15 protein-coding genes and 2 pseudogenes are annotated in these 21,379 nt (G+C 65.2%); 10 read left to right on the forward strand and 7 right to left on the reverse strand.

What is annotated here, in order from left to right; translation table 11 throughout:
* Window positions 1-224, forward strand: a 224-nt coding sequence (locus KH616_RS05040; RefSeq protein ID WP_292237829.1) for a hypothetical protein, incomplete at its 5' end; no start/stop codon positions are given.
* On the opposite strand, the pseudogene KH616_RS05045 reads toward KH616_RS05040, so the two are convergent.
* Window positions 194-575: pseudogene (locus tag KH616_RS05045) on the reverse strand (amino acid racemase); the annotation flags it as partial. The gene KH616_RS05040 and the pseudogene KH616_RS05045 sit on opposite strands and share 31 nt — an antisense overlap.
* Before the next feature lie 51 nt (window positions 576-626).
* Here KH616_RS05045 and dinB point away from each other — a divergent pair.
* Window positions 627-1,793, forward strand: coding sequence for a DNA polymerase IV (gene dinB, locus KH616_RS05050; RefSeq protein WP_292237830.1), 1,167 nt, complete (start codon window positions 627-629; stop codon window positions 1,791-1,793).
* 50 nt (window positions 1,794-1,843) lie between these two features.
* Here dinB and KH616_RS05055 read toward each other — a convergent pair whose 3' ends face one another.
* The 4 genes from KH616_RS05055 to fixL form a co-directional block, all read right to left on the reverse strand.
* Window positions 1,844-3,931, reverse strand: coding sequence for a M3 family metallopeptidase (locus tag KH616_RS05055; protein ID WP_292237831.1), 2,088 nt, complete (start codon window positions 3,929-3,931; stop codon window positions 1,844-1,846).
* A gap of 201 nt (window positions 3,932-4,132) precedes the next feature.
* Window positions 4,133-4,990 (reverse strand): bifunctional methylenetetrahydrofolate dehydrogenase/methenyltetrahydrofolate cyclohydrolase FolD, encoded by an 858-nt coding sequence (gene folD, locus KH616_RS05060; protein ID WP_292237832.1) that lies wholly within the window; start codon window positions 4,988-4,990, stop codon window positions 4,133-4,135.
* A 228-nt stretch (window positions 4,991-5,218) separates the two neighbouring features.
* Window positions 5,219-5,857 (reverse strand): oxygen response regulator transcription factor FixJ, encoded by a 639-nt coding sequence (fixJ, locus tag KH616_RS05065; protein ID WP_292237833.1) that lies wholly within the window; start codon window positions 5,855-5,857, stop codon window positions 5,219-5,221.
* Complete coding sequence (fixL, locus tag KH616_RS05070) at window positions 5,854-8,367, reverse strand: oxygen sensor histidine kinase FixL (RefSeq protein WP_292237834.1); 2,514 nt, start codon at window positions 8,365-8,367, stop codon at window positions 5,854-5,856. The genes fixJ and fixL overlap by 4 nt, the downstream gene beginning before the upstream one ends.
* On the opposite strand from fixL, the pseudogene KH616_RS25385 reads away from it, so the two are divergent.
* The 4 genes and pseudogenes from KH616_RS25385 to lpdA form a co-directional block, all read left to right on the forward strand.
* Window positions 8,287-8,504, forward strand: a pseudogene (locus KH616_RS25385) (hypothetical protein); the annotation flags it as partial. The gene fixL and the pseudogene KH616_RS25385 sit on opposite strands and share 81 nt — an antisense overlap.
* A 135-nt stretch (window positions 8,505-8,639) precedes the next feature.
* Entirely contained in the window at window positions 8,640-11,336 is a 2,697-nt protein-coding gene (gene aceE, locus KH616_RS05075) for a pyruvate dehydrogenase (acetyl-transferring), homodimeric type (protein ID WP_292237835.1), read from the forward strand.
* 70 nt (window positions 11,337-11,406) lie between these two features.
* On the forward strand, window positions 11,407-13,032 hold the full coding sequence (aceF, locus tag KH616_RS05080; protein ID WP_292237836.1) for a dihydrolipoyllysine-residue acetyltransferase: 1,626 nt from the start codon (window positions 11,407-11,409) through the stop codon (window positions 13,030-13,032).
* 295 nt (window positions 13,033-13,327) lie between these two features.
* Window positions 13,328-15,091 (forward strand): dihydrolipoyl dehydrogenase, encoded by a 1,764-nt coding sequence (lpdA, locus tag KH616_RS05085; protein ID WP_292237837.1) that lies wholly within the window; start codon window positions 13,328-13,330, stop codon window positions 15,089-15,091.
* 268 nt (window positions 15,092-15,359) lie between these two features.
* Here lpdA and KH616_RS05090 read toward each other — a convergent pair whose 3' ends face one another.
* Window positions 15,360-15,926 (reverse strand): phasin family protein, encoded by a 567-nt coding sequence (locus KH616_RS05090; protein ID WP_292237838.1) that lies wholly within the window; start codon window positions 15,924-15,926, stop codon window positions 15,360-15,362.
* A 650-nt stretch (window positions 15,927-16,576) separates the two neighbouring features.
* On the opposite strand from KH616_RS05090, the gene pbpG reads away from it, so the two are divergent.
* Window positions 16,577-17,710 (forward strand): D-alanyl-D-alanine endopeptidase, encoded by a 1,134-nt coding sequence (pbpG, locus tag KH616_RS05095; RefSeq protein ID WP_292237839.1) that lies wholly within the window; start codon window positions 16,577-16,579, stop codon window positions 17,708-17,710.
* 98 nt (window positions 17,711-17,808) lie between these two features.
* On the opposite strand, the gene KH616_RS05100 is transcribed toward pbpG, so the two are convergent.
* Entirely contained in the window at window positions 17,809-18,618 is an 810-nt protein-coding gene (locus KH616_RS05100) for an IclR family transcriptional regulator (protein ID WP_292237840.1), read from the reverse strand.
* A gap of 181 nt (window positions 18,619-18,799) precedes the next feature.
* Here KH616_RS05100 and KH616_RS05105 point away from each other — a divergent pair, with 181 nt between their 5' ends.
* From KH616_RS05105 to KH616_RS05115, 3 genes are all read left to right on the forward strand, one after another.
* Window positions 18,800-19,522, forward strand: coding sequence for a (Fe-S)-binding protein (locus KH616_RS05105; RefSeq protein WP_292237841.1), 723 nt, complete (start codon window positions 18,800-18,802; stop codon window positions 19,520-19,522).
* Window positions 19,523-19,558: 36 nt separating this feature from the next.
* Window positions 19,559-20,971, forward strand: coding sequence for a LutB/LldF family L-lactate oxidation iron-sulfur protein (locus KH616_RS05110; protein WP_292237842.1), 1,413 nt, complete (start codon window positions 19,559-19,561; stop codon window positions 20,969-20,971).
* Window positions 20,972-21,104: 133 nt separating this feature from the next.
* Entirely contained in the window at window positions 21,105-21,308 is a 204-nt protein-coding gene (locus KH616_RS05115; RefSeq protein ID WP_292237843.1) for a hypothetical protein, read from the forward strand.
* Window positions 21,309-21,379 lie beyond the last annotated feature (71 nt).

A 21,379-nucleotide genomic window follows, 5' to 3' on the forward strand; every position in this document is an offset into this window, starting at 1 on the left:
CTCATAACCCGAAGGTCGTAGGTTCAAATCCTACCCCCGCAACCAAGCACATTTGGCGATGTGCAGCGCAACTGACCGATGCGCGCTTCGCCAGCAAGAACCCGGCTCAATGCCGGGTTTTTTGTTTTCTGCGTGTGTTTGCCCGTCAATGTCTGCGCGGGCTGCATGGTCCGGCGCATGCGGTGCCGGTCGATCAGCGCGCGGCCCATGCGACTGCCGCCTGAGCATGCAACGCAGTCGTATCGAACACGGGCAGCGGCGAATCCTGCGTGCCGATCAGCAGTGTGATTTCCGTGCAGCCGAGTATCACGGCCTGCGCAGCCGCGCTGCGCAAGATGCGCGATGATGCAGACATACGCCGCGCGCGATGCCGGCGTCACGATGCCGTGACACGGTTCGTCGTAAATGATCCGGCGCACCTTGGCGCGTTCGCGTTCGTCCGGCACCAGTACGTCGAGCCCGAAGCATTCCCGCAACCGCTCCGCATAGGACGGCAGCTCCATCGTGTAGCGCGTGCCGAGCAACCCGACGCGCGTCACGTCTGCGGCGCGCAGCGCTTCGCCGTCCGGATCGGCGCGGCGGGAAGCGACGGTACGCGACAGTTGAAACGGGTTGAAACGATCACTGTGTTTTTGTACAGTATCGGAACTGTGAACGCCCTCATCGCCATGCCCGCCGATCCATCGCTGCCGCCGCCATCGAGCGATGCGCCGCCGCGCGTGCGCAAGATCATCCATTGCGACTGCGATTGCTTTTACGCATCGGTGGAAATGCGCGACGACCCGTCGCTGCGCGGGCGCCCGCTCGCGGTCGGCGGCCGCCCCGACCAGCGCGGCGTCATTGCGACGTGCAACTACGAGGCGCGCCGCTACGGCATCCATTCGGCGATGTCGTCGGCGCTCGCGATGCGCAGGTGTCCGGATCTCCTGATCCTGCCGACTGCGATGGACAAATATCGCGCGGCATCGCGCCAGATCATGGCGATCTACCGCGACTACACGGCCGACGTCGAACCGCTGTCGCTCGACGAGGCGTATCTCGACGTCAGCGGGTCGGAACGTTGCCAGGGCAGCGCGACGCTGATCGCACGGGAGATTCGCGAGCGCGTGCGCGAGACCGTCGGCGTGACGGTCTCGGCGGGCGTCGCACCGAACAAGTTCGTCGCGAAGATCGCGTCGGACTGGAACAAGCCGGACGGCTTGTTCGTCGTGCGTCCGCACGAAGTCGACGCGTTCGTCGCCGCGCTGCCGGTGCGCAAGCTGCACGGTGTCGGCAAGGTGACGGCGGCGCGTCTCGACAGATTGGGCATCCAGACCTGCGCGCAGTTGCGCGACTGGCCGCTGATCGAGCTGCATCGCGCGTTCGGCGTATTCGGGCGGCGCCTCCACGAATTATCGCGCGGCCTCGACGAGCGGCCCGTGCAGGCCGATCAGGAACGGAAGTCCGTCAGTGTCGAGACGACCTACGTGACCGATCTGACGACGCTCGACCAATGCGCGGCCGAGATTCGCCGCCTGATCGAACAGCTCGATGCGCGGATCGCACGCGCATCCGCCGCGCGCGCGATCCGCAAGCTGTATGTGAAGATCCGTTTTGCCGATTTCCAGCGCACGACGGTCGAATGCGTCGCCGACGCGACGAATGCGGAGACCGCCGTGGCGCTGCTGGCGAAGGGTCTGGTCCGGCGCGCGCAGCCGGTGCGGCTGCTTGGCGTCGGCGTGCGGATCGACGAGGACACGGCCGAGCGTCACGGCCAGATCGCGCTGTTCGGGCACGAACCGCCCGCGCAATGAAAAACGGCACCGCAATCGCGGTGCCGTCTGCCTGCAACGGAGGCGGGCGCTTAGTGCGCGGGCGCGGCCATGCCGTTATGACGCAGCAGCGCGTCGATCTGCGGCTCGCGGCCGCGGAACGCCTTGAACGAATCCATTGCCGGACGGCTGCCGCCGACTTCGAGGATCTCGCGGCGATAGCGCGTGCCGGTCGCCGCATCGAGCACGCTGCCGCCGGCTTGCGCCGCTTCCTCGAACGCCGCGTACGCATCGGCCGACAGCACTTCGGCCCACTTATAGCTGTAGTAGCCGGCCGCGTAGCCGCCCGCGAAGATGTGGCTGAACGTGTTCGGCCAGCGCGAGAACGGCGCCTGCGGGATCACGTGGTAGCGCTCGTTGATTTCGCGCGCGAAGTCGTTGACGCTTTTCACGCCGGCGGGGTCGAAGTCGACGTGCAGCAGCATGTCGAACATCGAGAACACGATCTGGCGCAGCGTGCCGAGTCCGCTCTGGAAGTTCTTCGCGGCGATCATCTTGTCGAACAGCGCGCGCGGCAGCGGGGCGCCGGTATCGACATGCGACGACATCGACGACAGCACGTCCCACTCCCAGCAGAAGTTCTCCATGAATTGCGACGGCAACTCGACCGCATCCCATTCCACGCCGTTGATGCCCGACACGCCGAGCTCGTCGACGCGCGTGAGCATGTGGTGCAGGCCGTGGCCGAATTCGTGGAACAGCGTGATGACCTCGTCGTGCGTGAAGCATGCGGGCTTGCCGCCGATCGGCGCGGAGAAATTGCAGGTCAGGTAGGCGACCGGCGTCTGCACGTCGCTGCCGCGTTTCGCGCGTGAGCGTGCGTCGTCCATCCATGCGCCGCCGCGCTTGCCTTCGCGCGCATACAGGTCGAGATAGAACTGCGCGACGAGCGAGCCGTCACGGTTCTCGACGCGGAAAAAGCGCACGTCCTTATTCCAGACCGGCGCATCGTCGGGCCTGATCCGCACGCCGAACAGCGTTTCGGTGACGGTAAACAGGCCCTTCAGCACGGCCGGTTCAGGGAAGTACTGCTTGACCTCGTTTTCCGAGAACGCATAACGCTGCTGGCGCAGCTTTTCGGCGGCGTAGGCGACGTCCCACGGTGCCAGCTCGGTCAGGCCGAGCTCCTTGGCGGCAAACGCGCGCAGTTCCTCCCAGTCCTGGTCGGCGTGCGGGCGCGCGCGCGTCGCCAGATCCTCGAGAAATGCGACGACCTGCTGCGGCGACTCGGCCATCTTTGGTGCGAGCGACACTTCGGCGAAATTGCGGTAGCCGAGCATCTGCGCCTCTTCGCGGCGCAGCGCCAGTTCGTCGGCGACGATCGTCGTATTGTCCCAGTCGGCCTTGCCGTCGCCATATTGCGGACCGAGCTCGGACGCGCGCGTCGCGTAGGCGCGATACAGCGTTTCGCGCATCGCGCGGTTGTCCGCATACTGCAGCACAGGGAAATACGATGGGAAGTGCAGCGTGAATTTCCAGCCGTCGCGGCCTTCCTTCTGTGCGGCTTCGCGGGCGGCCTCGATCGCGTCGTCCGGCAGGCCGGCCAGCTCGGCTTCATCCTGCGCGAAATACGCGTAACCGTTGGTCGCATCGAGCACGTGATCGGAGAAGGCCTTCGACAGCGCCGCCTGCTGTTCCTGCAGTTCCGCGAAGCGCGGCTTCTCGCTCTCGGGCAGCTCGGCGCCGGACAGGCGGAAATCGCGCAGCGCGTTGTCGAGGATCTTCTTGCGTTCGGCGGACAGCGTCGCGTATTCGGCGCTGCTTGCGATCGCCTTGTACTTCTCGTACAACGCGAGGTTCTGGCCGACGCTCGACCAGAATTCGGTCACGCGCGGCAGGTTCTCGCCGTAGGCGGTGCGCAGTTCCGGCGTGTCGGCGACCGCGTTCAGGTGGCCGACGATGCCCCAGGCGCGGCCGAGTGGCTCGGTGGCGCGCTCGAGCGTCTCGACGACGTCCGCCCAGGTCGCCGGCGTCGCAGGCGCGCTCGCGGCGTCGACTGCGCGGTTGGCCTCGTCGAGCAGCGTGTCGAGTGCGGGCGTCACGTGTTCGGGACGAATCTCGCCGAAGCGGGGCAGGCCGGAGAAATCGAGAAGCGGATTGAGATTGGCGCTTGCGGACATAGGACTCCCTGTCTGTTGCCGGGTGAACCGGGATGATAAGGTCCAGGCGCGTGGGCGCCCGATATCGACATTATTGGGGCGCAACGTGCGCTTTCCAATCGATAGTTTCTAACGGCGTGATTGGGATGGGGGCGGATGCGCGCGCGTGAGGCGGGCGGCGCGGCGCCGGCGCGCGAGCGCGCGCCGGCAGAAGGGCGGGCGTCAGGCGGCTGCGGCGGCGCGCTCGGCGGCTTCGAGCGTGTTGATCAGCAGCATCGTGATGGTCATCGGGCCGACGCCGCCCGGCACCGGCGTGATGTGGCCGGCGACTTCCTTCACGCCCGCGAAATCGACGTCGCCGCACAGCTTGCCCGCGTCGTCGCGGTTCATGCCGACGTCGATCACCGTCGCGCCCGGCTTCACCATGTCGGCCGTCAGGATGTTGCGCTTGCCGACCGCGGCGACGACGATGTCGGCCTGTCGCGTATGCGCGGCGAGGTCGCGCGTCTTGCTGTGGCAGATCGTCACGGTTGCGCCGGCTTCGAGCAGCAGCATCGCCATCGGCTTGCCGACGATGTTCGAGCGGCCGATCACGACCGCGTTCGCGCCTTGCAGCGGAATCTGGTGCGCTTCGAACATCTTCATCACGCCATACGGCGTGCACGGGCGGAACAGCGGCTTGCCGGTCATCAGCGCGCCGGCGTTCGCAATGTGGAAGCCGTCGACGTCCTTCTCCGGTGCGATCGCCTCGATCACCTTGTGGCTGTCGATGTGCTTGGGCAGCGGCAACTGGACGAGGATGCCGTGGATCTTCGGATCGCGGTTCAGTTCGTCGATGCGCGCGAGCAGGTCGGCCTCGGACAGCGACGCGGGATAGCGATCCTTCAGCGAGAAGAAGCCGTTGTCCTCGCACGCCTTGATCTTGTTGCGCACGTAGACTTCGCTGGCCGGGTTGTCGCCGACGAGGATCACGGCGAGGCCGGGCTGGTGGCCGCGCGCGGTCAGCGCGGCGGCGCGTTCGGCGGCCTGGGCGCGCAAGGTCTTGGAGAGGGCGTTGCCGTCGATGAGGAGGGCTGTCATGGTGGGTTCGTGCCGGGAAGTTGGAATGCGGGCGTGCCGCGCGCGGTGCGGCGCGGCAGCAAAGCACGGAATTATACCGCCCGCTTGCCGTCGTCCGACAACGAACGCGCCGGAAGCGTCATCGGCGCTGTCATGGCGGGGTGCCGCCACGCAGGTCGCCATCGTGCGCGCCGGGCGTGCCGCGCGGGGTGGAGCGCCGCCCGGACACGCCGGACGGCGCAAGGCGGCTTATGCCTGCTTCTTCGACAGCGCGAGGCGCAGCAGATCGGCCACCGTGTTGACGTTGAGCTTTTCCATGATGTTCGCGCGGTGCGCTTCGACCGTCTTGATGCTGATGCCGAGGTCGTCGGCGATCTGCTTGTTCAGACGGCCGGCGATGATCCGCTCCAGCACCTGCTGCTCGCGGGCCGTAAGCTTCGACAGGCGCTCGCTCGCCACGCGCTGTTCCTGGACGCTCTTGCTTTCGCTACGGGCCTTGTCGAGCATCCGCTCGACGAGCCTGCGCAGTTCCGCCTCGTCGAACGGTTTCTCGATAAAGTCCATCGCCCCTTTCTTCATCGTCGACACGGCCATCGGCACGTCGCCGTGACCGGTCACGAAGATGATCGGCAGCGCGGCGTTGTCGGCGATCAGGCGTTCCTGCAGTTCGAGGCCGCTCATGCCGGACATCCGCACGTCGAGGATCAGGCAGGCGATCTGTCCGGCCTGCTGCGCCGGCTGATAGGCGTCGAGGAACTGCTCGGCGCTCGAGAAGCATTGCACGCGATAGCCGTTCGCCTCCAGCAGCCAGCGCAGCGAGTCGCGCACGGCCTCGTCATCGTCGACGACAAAGACGGTTTCCTGAGTGGTGGTGACAGGGCTATTCATAGTTCTCCCGTAACAGGTTGTGATGCCGATGCCTCGAACCCCCCATGGCCGAGATCAGCGGGTTCCCCAATGGGCAGGCTGCAGTGGAATGTCGCGCCGGAGATGCGGCCGTCCGGCTCGACGTTGTTCACCACCCACAGACGCCCGCGATGCGATTCGATGATCGAACGGCAGATATTCAGACCCATGCCCATGCCGTCCGACTTGGTGCTGTAGAACGGCTCGAAGAGGCGCTCGGCGGTCGCTTCGTCGACGCCCGGCCCCTGATCGATCACGCGGATGTCGACGAAGCCCGCTTCCAGATCGGCGACCACGCGGATCACGCCGTCGGACACCGCCGGCCTCGCGTCGGCCATCGCCTCGGCCGCGTTCTTCATCAGGTTCACGAGCACCTGCTCGATCAGCACCGGGTCGACATAAATAATAGGCATTCTTGCGAGGATTTCCGTGACGATCCGGATCTTCCGCTTTCTTGCCTCGATTTCCGCGAGCCCGACCGCATCGGCGACGATGTCCGCGACACGCGCCGGCTGGCGCTTCGGCTCGCTGCGCTTCACGAATTCGCGGATCCGCTTGACGATCATCCCCGCGCGCAGCGCCTGCTGCGCGGTCTTTTCGAGCGCGGGCTGCAGCGTGTCGGGCGTCGCGCGGCCGCTCTTGACGAGCGCGAGCGTGCCCGAGCAGTAGTTGTTGATCGCCGCGAGCGGCTGGTTCAATTCGTGCGCAATCGACGACGCCATTTCGCCCATCGTCATCAATCGGCTCGTGAACTGCAGCTTCTCTTCCTGCTGGTGGGCGAGTTCCTGCGCCTTCTTCCGGGTCGTGATGTCGGTCGCGATCTGCATCTGCGCGAGGTGGCCGTCGACCCACTGGATGTACTGGCGCCGCACCTCGAACCATTTCTGGATGCTCTCGACGTAGACCTCCTGCGCGTCCGCGGTGCTGCCGGTCAGCGCCGCGGCGGGCAGGCCGGCGAACGTATCGACCATGTCGATCGAGTCCGACGATGTCTGCGTGCGGTCGAATCCGCCGCCGGACAGTTCGAGGTGACCGTCCGGGCGGATGCCGAACAGGTGGCGGTAGTAGCGGTTCGCGAACAGCAGTTCCGCTTCGTCGGCGGCCAGCACCGACACTGCGGCGTCGAGGCTTTCGAGCACCGTCGTGAAGCGTTCGTGCGCGGCGGCCAGTTCCTCGCGCGCGCGCTTCGGCTCGGTGATGTCGGTCATCGACGACATCCAGCCGGTCTGGCGGCCCGAACTGTCGATGAGCGGCGACACGTACAGGCGCGCATGGAACAGCGTGCCGTTCTTGCGCCGCACGCGCAGCTCGAAGCCGGAGCTCGGCACCTTGCCGCGCAGCGTCATGTCGAGCTGGCGCTGCATTTCGGGATAGGAGTCGCGCGGCCAGTACGGGAACGGCGCGACCTTGCCGACGAGATCGCTTTCGTCCCAGCCGGTCATCCGGCAGAACGCCGGGTTCACGTGCGTGATCCGGCCATGCATGTCGAGCACGCGCATGCCGATCAGCACCGAATTCTCCATCGCGCGGCGGAAGAACGCCTCGGCGTACAGCGCCTGCTGTGCCTCGAAGCGCTGGCGTGTGTGCTTCCACAGGCTCCAGAGGCTCCACAGCACGAAGCAGGACAGTCCCGCGACGAGCCAGACGAGCGTATTGTTGGTCAGGTTCGTGAGCTGCGGGAACGCGTAGACGCGCACGGTCAGGCCCTGGCCGGGCGGGTCGAGCGGCAGGTCGTAGTGCGAATCGCGCGGCAGGCGCGGGCGCGTCGATGTCGAGGACAGCTCGCGGTTGTTCGCGTCGGTGATCGAGATCTTGTACTTCGACGACAGCTCCTGCGGAATGTCGTGCTTCAGGATGCCTTCGACCGAGAACACGGCAGCGATCGAGCCGAGGTAGTCGCGGTCGCGGATCACGGGGGTCTGCAGCGTGATGTAGCCGTTGCCGAAGGCGTCATAGATGAGCGGCGAATACGCCTGGCGGCGCGAACTGCGCGCTTCCGCATAGGCGCCGTTCACAGCTTCCTGCATCTGCGCATCGTTCGGCTTGGCGAGCCGCTGGCCGAGCACGGGCGGATGGACGGCCGGCCAGCGCGGCGTGCCGGGCGCCGTGTACCAGTTCAGATAGAGGATTTCGGGATGCGTCTGCATCACGTCCGCGACCGCCATCTGGAATGCGTTCTGGTCGAGACGGCCGGAGGCGAGGTCGCGCGACAGTGCCTGGAGCTGTTCCTGGGCGCCCGTCATCGACAGGCGGATCTGCTGCTGCGCCCACGCGACGTTGCGAAAGAGGGTGTCTTCCTGCTGCTGCTGCTCGCGGCGGTTGAGGCTCCACAGGATGAGGCTCATCACCACGAGGAAGACGAGAATCGACAGGAGCGGCGTCAGCAGATAGGAATTGGACCACCACGGTCCGTGGTGCCAGCGGGACGGCTGCGATTCCGCCGGCGAGCCGGACGGTCGCGCCGAGCGTGCGAAAAGCCGTTCGGTCAACATGGCAGGATTGTAGCGCAGCGCAATAGATGGAAAACCGGTACCGCAAATGTTGAACCGAAACGGATTTAATGCGCGGCGGCCCGCCGCAAAGCCCGGAAATATCGGTGCGGCGCAGCAATATTCCGTATTACGGGAAAAGATCTCACTATTCGAAAATTTTGTTGCGCCGGGCCGCGGGCCGTCATTACAATCCGCTGGAGCTTGCCGCAGCCGGTCGCATCGCGTCGTCTGCACGAAGCGCGATCCTCATATTTCAGGCCCAGGAGACGAGAATGTCCGCCGTACCCAATGAAGTAATGAAATATGTCGCCGCCGAGCGTGACGACGATCCGCAGGAAACCGTCGAATGGCTCGAAGCGCTCGACGGCGTCATCTCCTCCGTCGGCACCGGGCGCGCGCACTACCTCATCGAGAAGCAGATCGAATTCGCACGCGTGCGCGGCGAGCATCTGCCGTTCTCCGCGAATACGCCGTACATCAACTCGATTCCGGTCGAAGGCCAGGCGAAGATCCCCGGCGACCAGGACATCGAGCACCGCATCCGCTCGTACACCCGCTGGAACGCACTGGCGATGGTGCTGCGCGCAGGCAAGGACACCAACGTCGGCGGCCACATCGCGTCGTTCGCGTCGGCGGCGACGCTCTACGACGTCGGCTACAACCACTTCTGGCATGCGCCGTCCGACCAGCATGGCGGCGACCTCGTGTTCGTGCAGGGCCACTCGTCGCCGGGCGTCTACTCGCGCGCATTCCTGCTCGGCCGCCTGACCGAAGACCAGCTCGACAGCTTCCGCCAGGAAGTCGGCGGCAACGGCATCTCGTCGTATCCGCACCCGTGGCTGATGCCGGACTTCTGGCAATTCCCGACCGTGTCGATGGGCCTCGGCCCGATCATGGCGATCTACCAGGCGCGCTTCATGAAGTACCTGCAGTCGCGCGGCATCGCGAACACGGAAGGCCGCAAGGTCTGGGCGTTCCTCGGCGACGGCGAGACCGACGAGCCGGAATCGCTCGGCGCGATCGGCATGGCGAGCCGCGAGAAGCTCGACAACCTCGTGTTCGTGATCAACTGCAACCTGCAGCGTCTCGACGGTCCGGTGCGCGGCAACGGCAAGATCATCCAGGAACTGGAATCGGAATTCCGCGGCGCCGGCTGGAACGTGATCAAGGTGATCTGGGGCAGCCGCTGGGACGCGCTGTTCGCGCGCGACAAGACGGGCGCACTGATGCGCCGCATGATGGAAGTCGTCGACGGCGAATACCAGACCTACAAGTCGGAATCGGGTGCGTACGTCCGTGAGCACTTCTTCAACACGCCGGAACTGAAGGCGCTCGTCGCCGACTGGTCAGACGACGACATCTGGGCGCTGAATCGCGGCGGCCACGATCCGCACAAGATCTACGCGGCATTCCACGAAGCCAGCCGCACGAAGGGCGCGCCGACCGTCATCCTCGCGAAGACCATCAAGGGCTACGGGATGGGCGAGTCCGGCCAGGCGATGAACATCACGCACCAGCAGAAGAAGCTGCCGGTCGAGCAACTGAAGAAGTTCCGCGATCAGTTCCGCCTGCCGATCTCGGACGAGCAGATCGCCGACGTGCCGTACCTCAAGTTCGAGGAAGGCTCGAAGGAACTCGAATACATGCGTGCACGCCGCATGGATCTCGGCGGCTACCTGCCGCAGCGCCGCGAGAAGGCGCAGTCGCTGCCGGTGCCGGCGCTCGACGCGTTCGAGCCGCTGCTGAAGGGCACGGGCGAAGGCCGCGAGATCTCGACGACGATGGCGTTCGTGCGGATCCTGAACATCCTGCTGAAGGACAAGGCGCTCGGCAAGCGCATCGTGCCGATCGTGCCGGACGAGTCGCGCACGTTCGGCATGGAAGGCCTGTTCCGCCAGATCGGCATCTGGAATCAGGACGGCCAGAAGTACGTGCCGGAAGATTCCGACCAGCTGATGTTCTACAAGGAATCGGAAACCGGCCAGATCCTGCAGGAAGGCATCAACGAAGCGGGCGGCATGTGCGACTGGATCGCGGCGGCGACGTCGTACTCGACGCACGGCGAGATCATGGTGCCGTTCTACATCTTCTATTCGATGTTCGGCTTCCAGCGGATCGGCGATCTGGCCTGGGCCGCGGGCGACATGCGTTCGCGCGGCTTCCTGCTGGGCGGCACCGCGGGTCGCACGACGCTGAACGGCGAAGGCCTGCAGCACGAAGACGGCCACTCGCTCCTGTGGGCGGCATCGGTGCCGAACTGCGTGAGCTACGACCCGACCTTCGGCTACGAGCTCGCGGTCATCATCCAGGACGGCCTGCGCCGCATGGTGCAGAACCAGGAGGATGTGTACTACTACATCACGGTGATGAACGAGAACTACGAGCACCCGGCGATTCCGCAGGGCGAGCACGTGGCGGCCGACATCATCAAGGGCATGTATTCGTTCCGCAAGGCCGACGCGGACGAGAAGGCGCCGCGTGTCCAGCTGCTCGGCGCGGGCACGATCTTCAACGAAGTGATCGCCGCCGCCGACCTGCTGAAGAACGACTGGGGCGTTGCGGCCGACCTGTGGAGCGTGCCGAGCTTTACCGAGCTGGCGCGTGAAGGCCACGAAGTCGAGCGCTGGAACCTGCTGCATCCGACCGAGGAACGCCGCCTGTCGCACGTGCAGAAGTGCCTGAAGGACACGCAAGGCCCCGTCGTCGCATCGACCGACTACATCCGCGCGCTGGTCGACCAGATCCGCGGCCAGGTCGACCGCCGCTTCGTCGTGCTCGGCACCGACGGCTATGGCCGTTCGGACACCCGCGCGAACCTGCGTCACTTCTTCGAAGTCGACCGTCACTGGGTCACCGTCGCGGCGCTCAACGCGCTGGCCGACGAAGGCACGATCGACCGCAAGGTCGTCGCCGATGCGATCGCGAAGTACAACCTCGATCCGTCGAAGCCCAACCCGATGACGGTTTAACGCACGCGTGCCGTGTGATGCCGCGCAGCGCTTCCGAGGGAAGCATGCGCGGCTCAGGAGACACTAACAGATGAGTCAAGCGATCGAAGTGAAGGTGCCGGATATCGGCGATTACAAGGACGTGCCCGTCATCGAGGTGCTCGTGCAGGCGGGCGACACGGTCGAGCCCGAGCAGTCGCTCGTCACGCTCGAATCGGACAAGGCGACGATGGACGTGCCGAGCCCGTCCGGCGGCAAGGTCAAGGAAGTGAAGGTCAAGGTGGGTGATTCCGTGTCGGAAGGCTCGCTGATCATCCTGCTTGAAGGCGGCGCTGCGGCGCAGCCGAACGGCGCAGCCGCGCCGGCAGCGGTGAGTGCGGCGCCCGCACCGGCTGCCGCGCCCGCCGCGACCGGCGGCACGCTCGAAGTGAAGGTGCCGGATATCGGCGACTACAAGGACGTGCCGGTGATCGAGATCGGCGTGAAGGTCGGTGACACGGTCGAGAAGGAACAGTCGCTCGTCACGCTCGAGTCGGACAAGGCGACGATGGACGTGCCGAGCCCGGCCGCCGGCGTGGTGAAGGACATCAAGGTGAAGGTCGGCGACGCGGTGTCCGAAGGGACGCTGATCGTGCTGCTCGAAGCGGCCGGTGCGCCGGCCGCTGCCGCGACGCCGGCCAGCGCGCCGGCCGCGGCTGCCGCACCGGCGGCGCCCGCGGCTCCGGCGCCTGCACCGCAGGCCGCGCCGGCTCCGGCCGCCGCACCCGCCGCGGCTCCGGCGGCGTCCGGCGAATACCGTGCCAGCCACGCATCGCCGTCGGTACGCAAGTTCGCGCGCGAACTCGGCGTCGACGTCGCACGCGTCGGCGGCAGCGGCCCGAAGGGACGGATCACGAAGGAAGACGTCACGAACTTCGTGAAGGGCGTGATGACCGGCCAGCGCGCTGCGCCGGTCGCCGCGGCCGCACCGGCAGGCGGCGGCGAGCTGAACCTGCTGCCGTGGCCGAAGGTCGATTTCACGAAGTTCGGCCCGGTCGATCCGAAGCCGCTGTCGCGCATCAAGAAGATCTCGGGTGCGAACCTGCATCGCAACTGGGTGATGATCCCGCACGTCACGAACAACGATGAAGCGGACATCACCGATCTCGAAGCGCTGCGCGTGCAGCTGAACAAGGAACACGAGAAGGCGGGCGTGAAGTTCACGATGCTCGCATTCGTGATCAAGGCGGTCGTCGCGGCACTGAAGAAGTTCCCGACGTTCAACGCGAGCCTCGACGGCGACAACCTCGTGTTCAAGCAGTACTACCACGTCGGTTTCGCGGCCGACACGCCGAACGGTCTCGTCGTGCCGGTGATCCGCGATGCGGACAAGAAGGGTCTCGTCGAGATCGCGAAGGAAATGAGCGATCTGTCGAAGGCGGCGCGCGAGGGCAAGCTGAAGCCGGACCAGATGCAAGGCGGCTGCTTCTCGATCTCGTCGCTGGGCGGGATCGGCGGGACGAACTTCACGCCGATCATCAACGCACCGGAAGTGGCGATCCTCGGCCTGTCGCGCAGCGCGATGAAGCCGGTGTGGGACGGCAAGCAGTTCGTGCCGCGCCTCACGCTGCCGCTGTCGCTGTCGTACGACCATCGCGTGATCGATGGCGCGGAAGCGGCGCGGTTCAATGCGTATCTCGGGTCGCTGCTTGGCGACTTCCGTCGCGTCATTCTTTGATGAGCGGGGAGTCTCGCGGGGGCGCGGGTTGCCGTCGGTGATCCGCGTTTCATCGTTGAACTGGCTTTTTTAGCGGTCTGCTGGCGTCGCCCCTGCGCGGGGCGGCGGTTACTTTTCCTTGTCTCACAGGGGCTGCCTTCGGGGCGTCTTCCAAGGGAAAGTAGCCAAAAGAAGGGCGCGTCCTTGGGCGGACGGCAAAGGTGGTCCTGCCCAAGTCCCCGTTCTCCAGTCAGGCCGCCGTTCTCTCGCGGGTTTCTCCCCCCTCTGTCTGCAGCTAATCAAGAAGGGGACAGTCATGAGTCTCATCGAAGTCAAGGTTCCGGATATCGGCGATTTCAGCGGCGTCGATGTCATCGAAGTCAATGTCCAGCCGGGCGACGTGATCGAAAAAGAGCAGACGCTCATCACGCTCGAGTCGGACAAGGCCTCCATGGAAGTGCCGAGCGATGTCGCCGGCACGGTCAAGGAAATCAAGGTCAAGGCCGGCGACAAGGTCTCGCAGGGCACGGTCATCGCCATCGTCGAAGCATCGGCAGGCGCCGCCGCACCCGCGAAAGCGGCTGAACCGGCGAAGGCCGCCGCTCCGGCCGCAACACCCGCCGCCGCACCGGCGCCCGCGCCGCAAGCCGGCAGCTACGCCGGCGCAGCCGATATCGAGTGCGACATGCTCGTGCTCGGTGCCGGCCCCGGCGGCTACTCGGCGGCGTTCCGCGCGGCCGACCTCGGCATGAAGACGGTGCTCGTCGAGCGCTATTCGACGCTGGGCGGCGTATGCCTGAACGTCGGCTGCATCCCGTCGAAGGCGCTGCTGCATACCGCGCTCGTCGTCGAGGAGGCGGAAGCGCTGGCCTCGCACGGCATCTCGTTCGGCAAGCCCGAGATCGATCTCGACAAGCTGCGCGACTTCAAGTCGGGCGTCGTGAAGAAGCTGACAACAGGCCTCGCCGGCATGGCGAAGGCGCGCAAGGTAGAAGTCGTGACCGGCGTCGGCACGTTCGTCGATCCGCATCACATGGAAGTGCAGGGCGACAGCGGCAAGAAGATCGTCAAGTTCAAGCAGGCGATCATCGCGGCCGGCTCGCAGTCGGTGAAACTGCCGTTCCTGCCGGACGATCCGCGTATCGTCGATTCGACGGGCGCGCTCGAACTGCGCCAGCAGCCGAAACGGATGCTCGTCATCGGCGGCGGCATCATCGGTCTCGAAATGGCGACCGTCTACTCGACGCTGGGCGCCGAGATCGATGTCGTCGAAATGCTCGACAACCTGATGAACGGCGCGGACCGCGATCTCGTCAAGGTCTGGGAAAAGTACAACGCGAAGCGTTTCGGCAACGTGATGCTGAAGACCAAGACGGTCGGCGCGGCAGCGAAGGAAGACGGCATCTACGTGACGTTCGAGGGCGAGAAGGCGCCGGCGGAGCCGCAGCGCTACGACCTCGTACTGGTCGCGGTGGGCCGTAGCCCGAACGGCAAGAAGATCGGCGCCGACAAGGCAGGCGTCGCCGTCACGGAGCGCGGCTTCATCGAAGTCGACAAGCAGATGCGGACGAACGTCCCGCACATCTTCGCGATCGGCGACATCGTCGGCCAGCCGATGCTGGCGCACAAGGCGGTGCACGAAGGCCACGTCGCCGCGGAAGCGGCGCACGGCGAGAAGGCGTATTTCGATGCGCTGCAGATCCCGTCGGTCGCCTACACCGATCCCGAAGTCGCGTGGGCGGGCAAGACGGAAGAGCAGTGCAAGGCCGAAGGCATCAAGTACGGCAAGGCCGTGTTCCCGTGGGCGGCATCGGGCCGCGCGATCGCGAACGGCCGCGACGAAGGCTTCACGAAGCTGATTTTCGACGAGGAAACGCATCGCGTGATCGGCGGCGGCATCGTCGGCCTGAACGCGGGCGATCTGATCAGCGAGGTGTGCCTGGCGGTCGAGATGGGCGCGGACGCGGAAGACATCGGCAAGACGATCCATCCGCACCCGACGCTCGGCGAATCGGTCGGCATGGCGGCCGAGCTGTACGAAGGCGTGTGCACGGATCTGCCGCCGCAACGCAAGAAGTAAGTAAGCGCGGCCGGCTTCGCGAGCCGGTAACGACAACGGCGCTTCCCTCGGCAGGGGGAAGCGCCGTTTTAACATGTGTGCTCAGCATGGGCCGCATTCGTATGGGTGAACGTCCTGCCGCACCCTGGTCACGGCCAATGAAGCGAAGCGCATTCCAGCGCGCATTCGCTTGCCCGGAAAACAAAAACCCCTCGCTTCGGAAAGCGAGGGGTTCGTCAGCAGCCTGAAGCCGTGTAAGGCACGGCCGTATTCCGAAGCGGAAAAACGCTTAGGCGGCCGGCTTGGTCGGGCGACGCGTCGCAGCGGCGTTTGCAGCTTTGGTCGCGACGGCGGCGGCGGCGTTGAAGTTCGTCTCGGCGATCTCGACGGCTTGCTTCGCGGCCTTCTGCACGGTTTCGTACGTCGTGTTCGCGGCGTTCAGCGCCGACTTCAGCGCGGCGACAGCCGTCTCCGAACCCGCCGGGGCGTTCTTCGCGACGTTGTCGACGAGCGCCTGGACCTTCTTGTTCTGCTCTTCGAACTGTGCTTCGGCAACCTTCGCGAACTCGGCTTGCGTGGCCGAAGCGATTTCATACAGGTGACGGCCGTACGACAGCACCTTTTCCGCGACCGGCTGCGTCAGGCTTGCCTGCAGCGCGAGGAGTTCCTGGGCATCCTTCACCGACAGCAGACGCTGCGCGTTTTCCTGGCCTTCGGCCAGCGTCGACTTCACGACTTGCAGATTGAGTTCGATCAGCTTTTCGACACCTTCGAACGCCTTGGTCGTCAGACCGAACAGGCTTTCGAGGTTGGCTTTCTGTGCGGCGGCGATTTGCTCGGGGGTCAGCAAAGACATGTCAAGCTCCTGAAAAGCGATCGCGACGATCGCAAGGGTCAAGGGCACTACTCTGGGGAACTGCGGATGCGCGTGCTTTGTGCAACGCAGCAATGGAAGCTATTTTAGGGCAGCGGAAACGATTGTCAAGCATTTTTTGTGCGTTGCACAATCGTAATAAATTATCGATAAAACAACGGGTTATGCAATAGTCGTGGGAACGGTTCCAGATGATGCCCCGCAGCAGGCCCGAACGTGCGCCGGAGCGCGCTGCGCACCATCGTCGCGCACATGTAAACCTGACAGGCGGGTGGAACGTTGTTCTTCTGTCATTGTCGAAAAGCACGCCGTTTCGACCCGCCGCGGCGAAGTGCCTTCGCTGCGCGTCGGGATGCGTGCCGTTTGGCGCACCGAGCGCCGGATACGTACTTTCCCCGCTTTAATTTGCCCAAAAAGTGACGTTATCTCAATTAACCGCGTGGTAATCGGGAGGCGAGCACTGTGAGGCTGCGTTCCCCATATTTTTCTCAATGGGGGCGGGGGAGCCGATCGACCGAATCTCGACGGCTCTTACAATCCGGTTTAACGACTATCGGTAAGTGCCTAATATTGCTTATTTTTTCAGCCTTAACTACACTTGCGGAAACTCCCGCCGCTTTGTCCAGACCCTAATGAAAGCCGAATCGTTTTCACCGCGCAGAATGTTGCAGAGCATAACGCTCGGCACGGCGGTGTCGGTCGCCGTCGCCTTGCTGGCGGCCACCGCTACCGTTGCGCCTGCCGACGCGTTTGCCGCCACTGCGAAATCGTCCCAAGTTGCCAAGAAGAAAGCGACTGCTTCGCCCGCGAAGAAGTCGGTGAAATCGGCGTCCGCCACCAGCGATGCGCAGCGTGCGAAATCGGTGCGCAAGCGCGCCACGCTCGCCGCGAACGTGCACGGCCATCATGGCGCGGTGCGCAAGGTGGCGTTCCAGCCGCGCCAGCCGACGGTCGGCCAGGCCTTCGGCCTGCACGACACGCCTGACGCGCTGGCGCTGCGTTCGAGCGTCGCGTACGTCGTCGACCAGAACACCAACGAGCCACTGTTCGACAAGAATTCGCACGCAGTCGTGCCGATCGCATCGATCACCAAGCTGATGACGGCGATGGTGGTGCTCGACTCGAAGCTGCCGCTGACCGACCAGATCGATGTCACGGACGAGGATCGCGACTACGAGAAGGGCACGGGCTCGCGTCTGTCGGTGGGCTCGACGCTGTCGCGCGACGACATGTTGCATATCGCGCTGATGGCGTCGGAAAACCGCGCGGCGGCGGCGTTGTCGCGCTACTTCCCGGGCGGCCGTCCGGCATTCATCGCGGCGATGAACGCGAAGGCCAGGTCGCTCGGCATGGGCGATACGCACTTCGAGAACTCGACCGGCCTGTCGAGCCAGAACGTGTCGAGCGCACGTGATCTCGTGAAGATGGTCAACGCGGCGTACCAGTATCCGCTGATCCGCAAGTTCTCGACCGATCGCACCTACGAGGTGAACACGGGCAAGCGCAACCTCGTCTACAACAGCACGAACGCGCTGATCCGCGGCAACAACTCGTGGGACATCGGCCTGCAGAAGACCGGCTTCATCAACGAGGCGGGCGAGTGCCTGGTGATGCAGGCGACGATCCACAACCGTCCGATGGTGATGGTGTTGCTGGATTCGTTCGGCAAGTATTCGCGTTTCGCCGACGCTTCGCGGCTGCGCAACTGGCTCGACAACGGCGGCGAGCGCCTGACGGCGTCCAATTCGCCGAACGGCGGGACCTGATTCTGACCGTGGCGGGCCGCCGCCACGTCAGTGCGGCTCGCAGCATGAAAAAGCCCCGCGATTTGCGGGGCTTTTTCATATGTGCACGATGACGATGCTCATGCTCGCCGCTGCAGGTCGTCCGCGTCCTTTCCGGATTCGGGGCGGTAGCCGAGCGATTCGGAGATGGTCAGCGCGGTGCGGCTCAGCTGGCTGAGCCACGCATCCTGCAGGCGGTCGGCGGGTGCGGACAGCGACAGGCCCGCGACAAGCTTTCCCGAGTCGTCGTAGATGCCCGCCGCGATGCAGCGCACGCCCAGTTCCAGTTCCTCGTTGTCGCGCGCGCACGATTGCTGGCGCACGAGCAGCAACTCGCGCTCGAGCTTCGTGAGGTCGGTAATGCTGTTTTGCGTGTGGCCGGAGAGGCCGGTGCGCGTGGCGTATGCGCGTACGCGCGACGTTTCGTCCGCGGCGAGGAACAGCTTGCCGACCGAGGTCAGGTGCAGCGGCGCGCGGCCGCCGATCGCACGCACGACCTGCATCCCGGAACGTTCCGAATACGCGCGCTCGATATAGACGATCTCGTCACCCTGCCGCACCGACAGGTTCACCGTTTGCCCGGTGAGGCGGTGCAACTCGCGCATCGGCATCAGCGCCGCATCGCGCACCGACAGGCGCGCCTTCACCAGGTTGCCGAGCTCGAGCAGCCGCATGCCGAGGCGATACGTGCCGGGATCGGAGCGATCGACGAGCCTGCAGGTCACCATATCGTTGAGGATGCGGTGCGCGGTGGATGGATGCAGCTCGGTGCGCTGCGCCAGTTCTTTCAGGCTGACGGGGTCGCTGTGCGCGGCGAGCGCGTCCAGCAGCCGCATCATGCGTTCGATCACCTGGATCGACGTTTTGGAATCCGGAGTCGGGTTGCTCATCATCGAGAATCGGTTGACGCGTCAAGCGGTGTTGCGGCGATTGTATCTCGTATTGTGAAAAAAGCGAACGGCGTTCGAGGAAATCCTCGCTTTCGTCCGGGACGCGGGCTTCCGGCGCAGCGGCGTTGGTCTTGCCGGGCAAACGACGGATAATGAGAGCCGTTTTCTCGAAGGAGCGCCTATGCGAGTCGGTTTGTTCGTCACCTGTCTGGTCGATCTGATGCGTCCCGAAATCGGTTTTTCGGCGCTCAAGCTGATTCGCGAGGCCGGCTATGAGGTGATCGTGCCGCCCGCGCAGACCTGCTGCGGCCAGCCGGCCTATAACGCCGGCGATCGCGCGCTCGCGCGCGACCTGGCCGAGAAGACGCTGCGCGAATTCGAGCAATTCGACTACGTCGTCGCGCCGTCGGGTTCGTGCGGTGGGATGATCCGCACGCATTACGGCGACCTGTTCCGCGACGATCCCGATCTGATGGGACGGTTTTTGCGATTCCAGCCGAAGGTCTACGAGCTGACCGACTTCCTCGCGAATGTGGCGAAGGTCCGGCTCGAGCCGGGCGAATTCGCCGGCCCGGTGACGTATCACGATTCGTGTTCGGGGCTGCGCGAGCTCGGCGTGCAGGCGCAGCCGCGCGCGCTGCTCGCACAGCGCGGCTGCGCGGTGACCGAGATGAAGGATTGCGGGCACTGCTGCGGCTTCGGTGGCGCGTTCGCGATCAAGTACGGCGACATCTCGGCGGCGATCGCGGATGAGAAATGCGCGAACATCCACGCGTCCGGGGCCGGTGCCGTGGTGCTTGGCGATCTCGGCTGCATGCTGAACATCGAAGGGCGGTTGCGCCGCACCGGCGACCGCGACACGCGCGTGCTGCACGTCGCGCAGGTGCTGGCGGGCGACGTCTGACGCGCCCGGTTCCGATCACGTTCTCCTGATACCGCCATGCAAGTCCAGTCAATGCATTTCAAGGCGCGCGCCGGCCAGAAGCTCGCCGACCAGCGTTTGCAGGAAAACCTGAAAAAGCTGTCGACCAAATTCGTGTCCGCGCGCGCCGACGCGATGACCGAGATCGACTTCCCGGCGACGCGCGCGGCGCTCAAGGCGCGCCGCAATCGCGCGCTCGACCAACTCGACGTCTGGCTCGAGGCGTTCGAGCGCGAGGCGACACGGCGCGGCACAATAGTGCTGTTCGCCGAGACGACGGCCGACGCTGCACGGCTCGTCGCCGACATCGCGCGCCGTCACGACGTGAAGAAGGTCATCAAGACCAAGTCGATGGTGTCCGAGGAAATGCGCCTGAACGCGGTGCTGGCCGAGATGGGCGTGCAGTCGATCGAGACGGATCTCGGCGAATACATCCTGCAGATCAACGACAACGAGCCGCCGAGTCATATCATTGCGCCCGTCGTGCACAAGGACAAGGACGAGATCGCCGACTTGTTCGCGCGCACCCATCATCGGGAGCGGTTGTCCGAGGTGCCCGACATGACACGCGAGGCGCGCGAGGTATTGCGTCCCCATTTCCTGTCGGCCGACATGGGCGTGACGGGCGGCAACTTCGTGATTGCCGAGACGGGTTCCGTCGCGCTTGTGACGAACGAAGGCAATGAAGGAATGTGCACGGTGATGCCGCGCGTGCACGTCGCCGTGACGGGCATCGAGAAGGTGCTGCCGACGCTCGAGGATCTCGCGACGGCAATGCGCCTGTTGCCGCGCTCGGCGACCGGCCAGAAGACGTCGAACTATTTCTCGTTGCTGACGGGGCCGCGCCAGCCGGGCGACGAGGACGGCCCGGAGCACATGTACGTGGTGCTCGTCGATGGCGGCCGCACGGGGCTCATCGGCGGCGAATTCCAGGAGATGCTGCGCTGCATCCGCTGCGGCGCGTGCATGAACCACTGTCCGGTGTACCAGAAGGTCGGCGGCCATGCTTACGGCTGGGTCTATCCGGGGCCGATGGGATCGGTGCTGACGCCGAGCTATACGGGGATCGACCAGTCGCTCGACTTGCCGCAGGCCGCAACGCTGTGCGGCGAGTGCGACAGTGTCTGCCCGGTGGGCATCCCGCTGTCGCACCTGTTGCGCACGCTGCGCGAAAAGCAGGTCGAGCGGCATCTGCGGCCATGGCGGGAGCGGGCGGCGCTCGCCGCATGGGGCTTCGTCGCGCGCCACCCGACGCTCTACGCACTGACGACGAAGCTCGCCGTGCGCATCCTCGAACGGCTCGGCGGCAGCGGCGGGATGCTGCGGCGTCTGCCGATGATGGGCGGCTGGATGGATACGCGCGATCTGCCGGTGCCGACCGGACGGACATTCCGCGAGCTGTACGCGGCGTCGCGCAGCCACCTCGGCTGATGGCGCGACTGTTCGCCAGGAAGCAACACTGCATTCACTATTCATATATTTATCTCGATAGATGCGATCTATAGAATGCTGTCTGTAAGCCCCGGAAGAGGGTTTCGGGGCATCAGGTCTAGAGAATCGCATCATGAGAAAGACAATATCGATGTACTGGCCGCTGGCGATTGTCGTGCCGCTGGCGGCAGCCGCTTACCTGCACGCAGCCGGCGCCGCACCGTCGCACGGTCCGCTCGCCGTTCATCAGGCATCCGCGGAGTTGGCTCGGGCGGTGTCGCTCGGGCTGGTCGGCGACACGCCGCAGTCGCTGCGCGCCACGCAGAAGGCGTTGTAAGGCGGTTCGCCGTCGCGTTGCGGCGCGGCGCGAAACCGGGCGCCTTTGTATAATGGCGTGTTATTCATTGA

The organism is Burkholderia sp., assembly GCF_018375725.1.
Classification (GTDB): Bacteria; Pseudomonadota; Gammaproteobacteria; order Burkholderiales; family Burkholderiaceae; genus Burkholderia.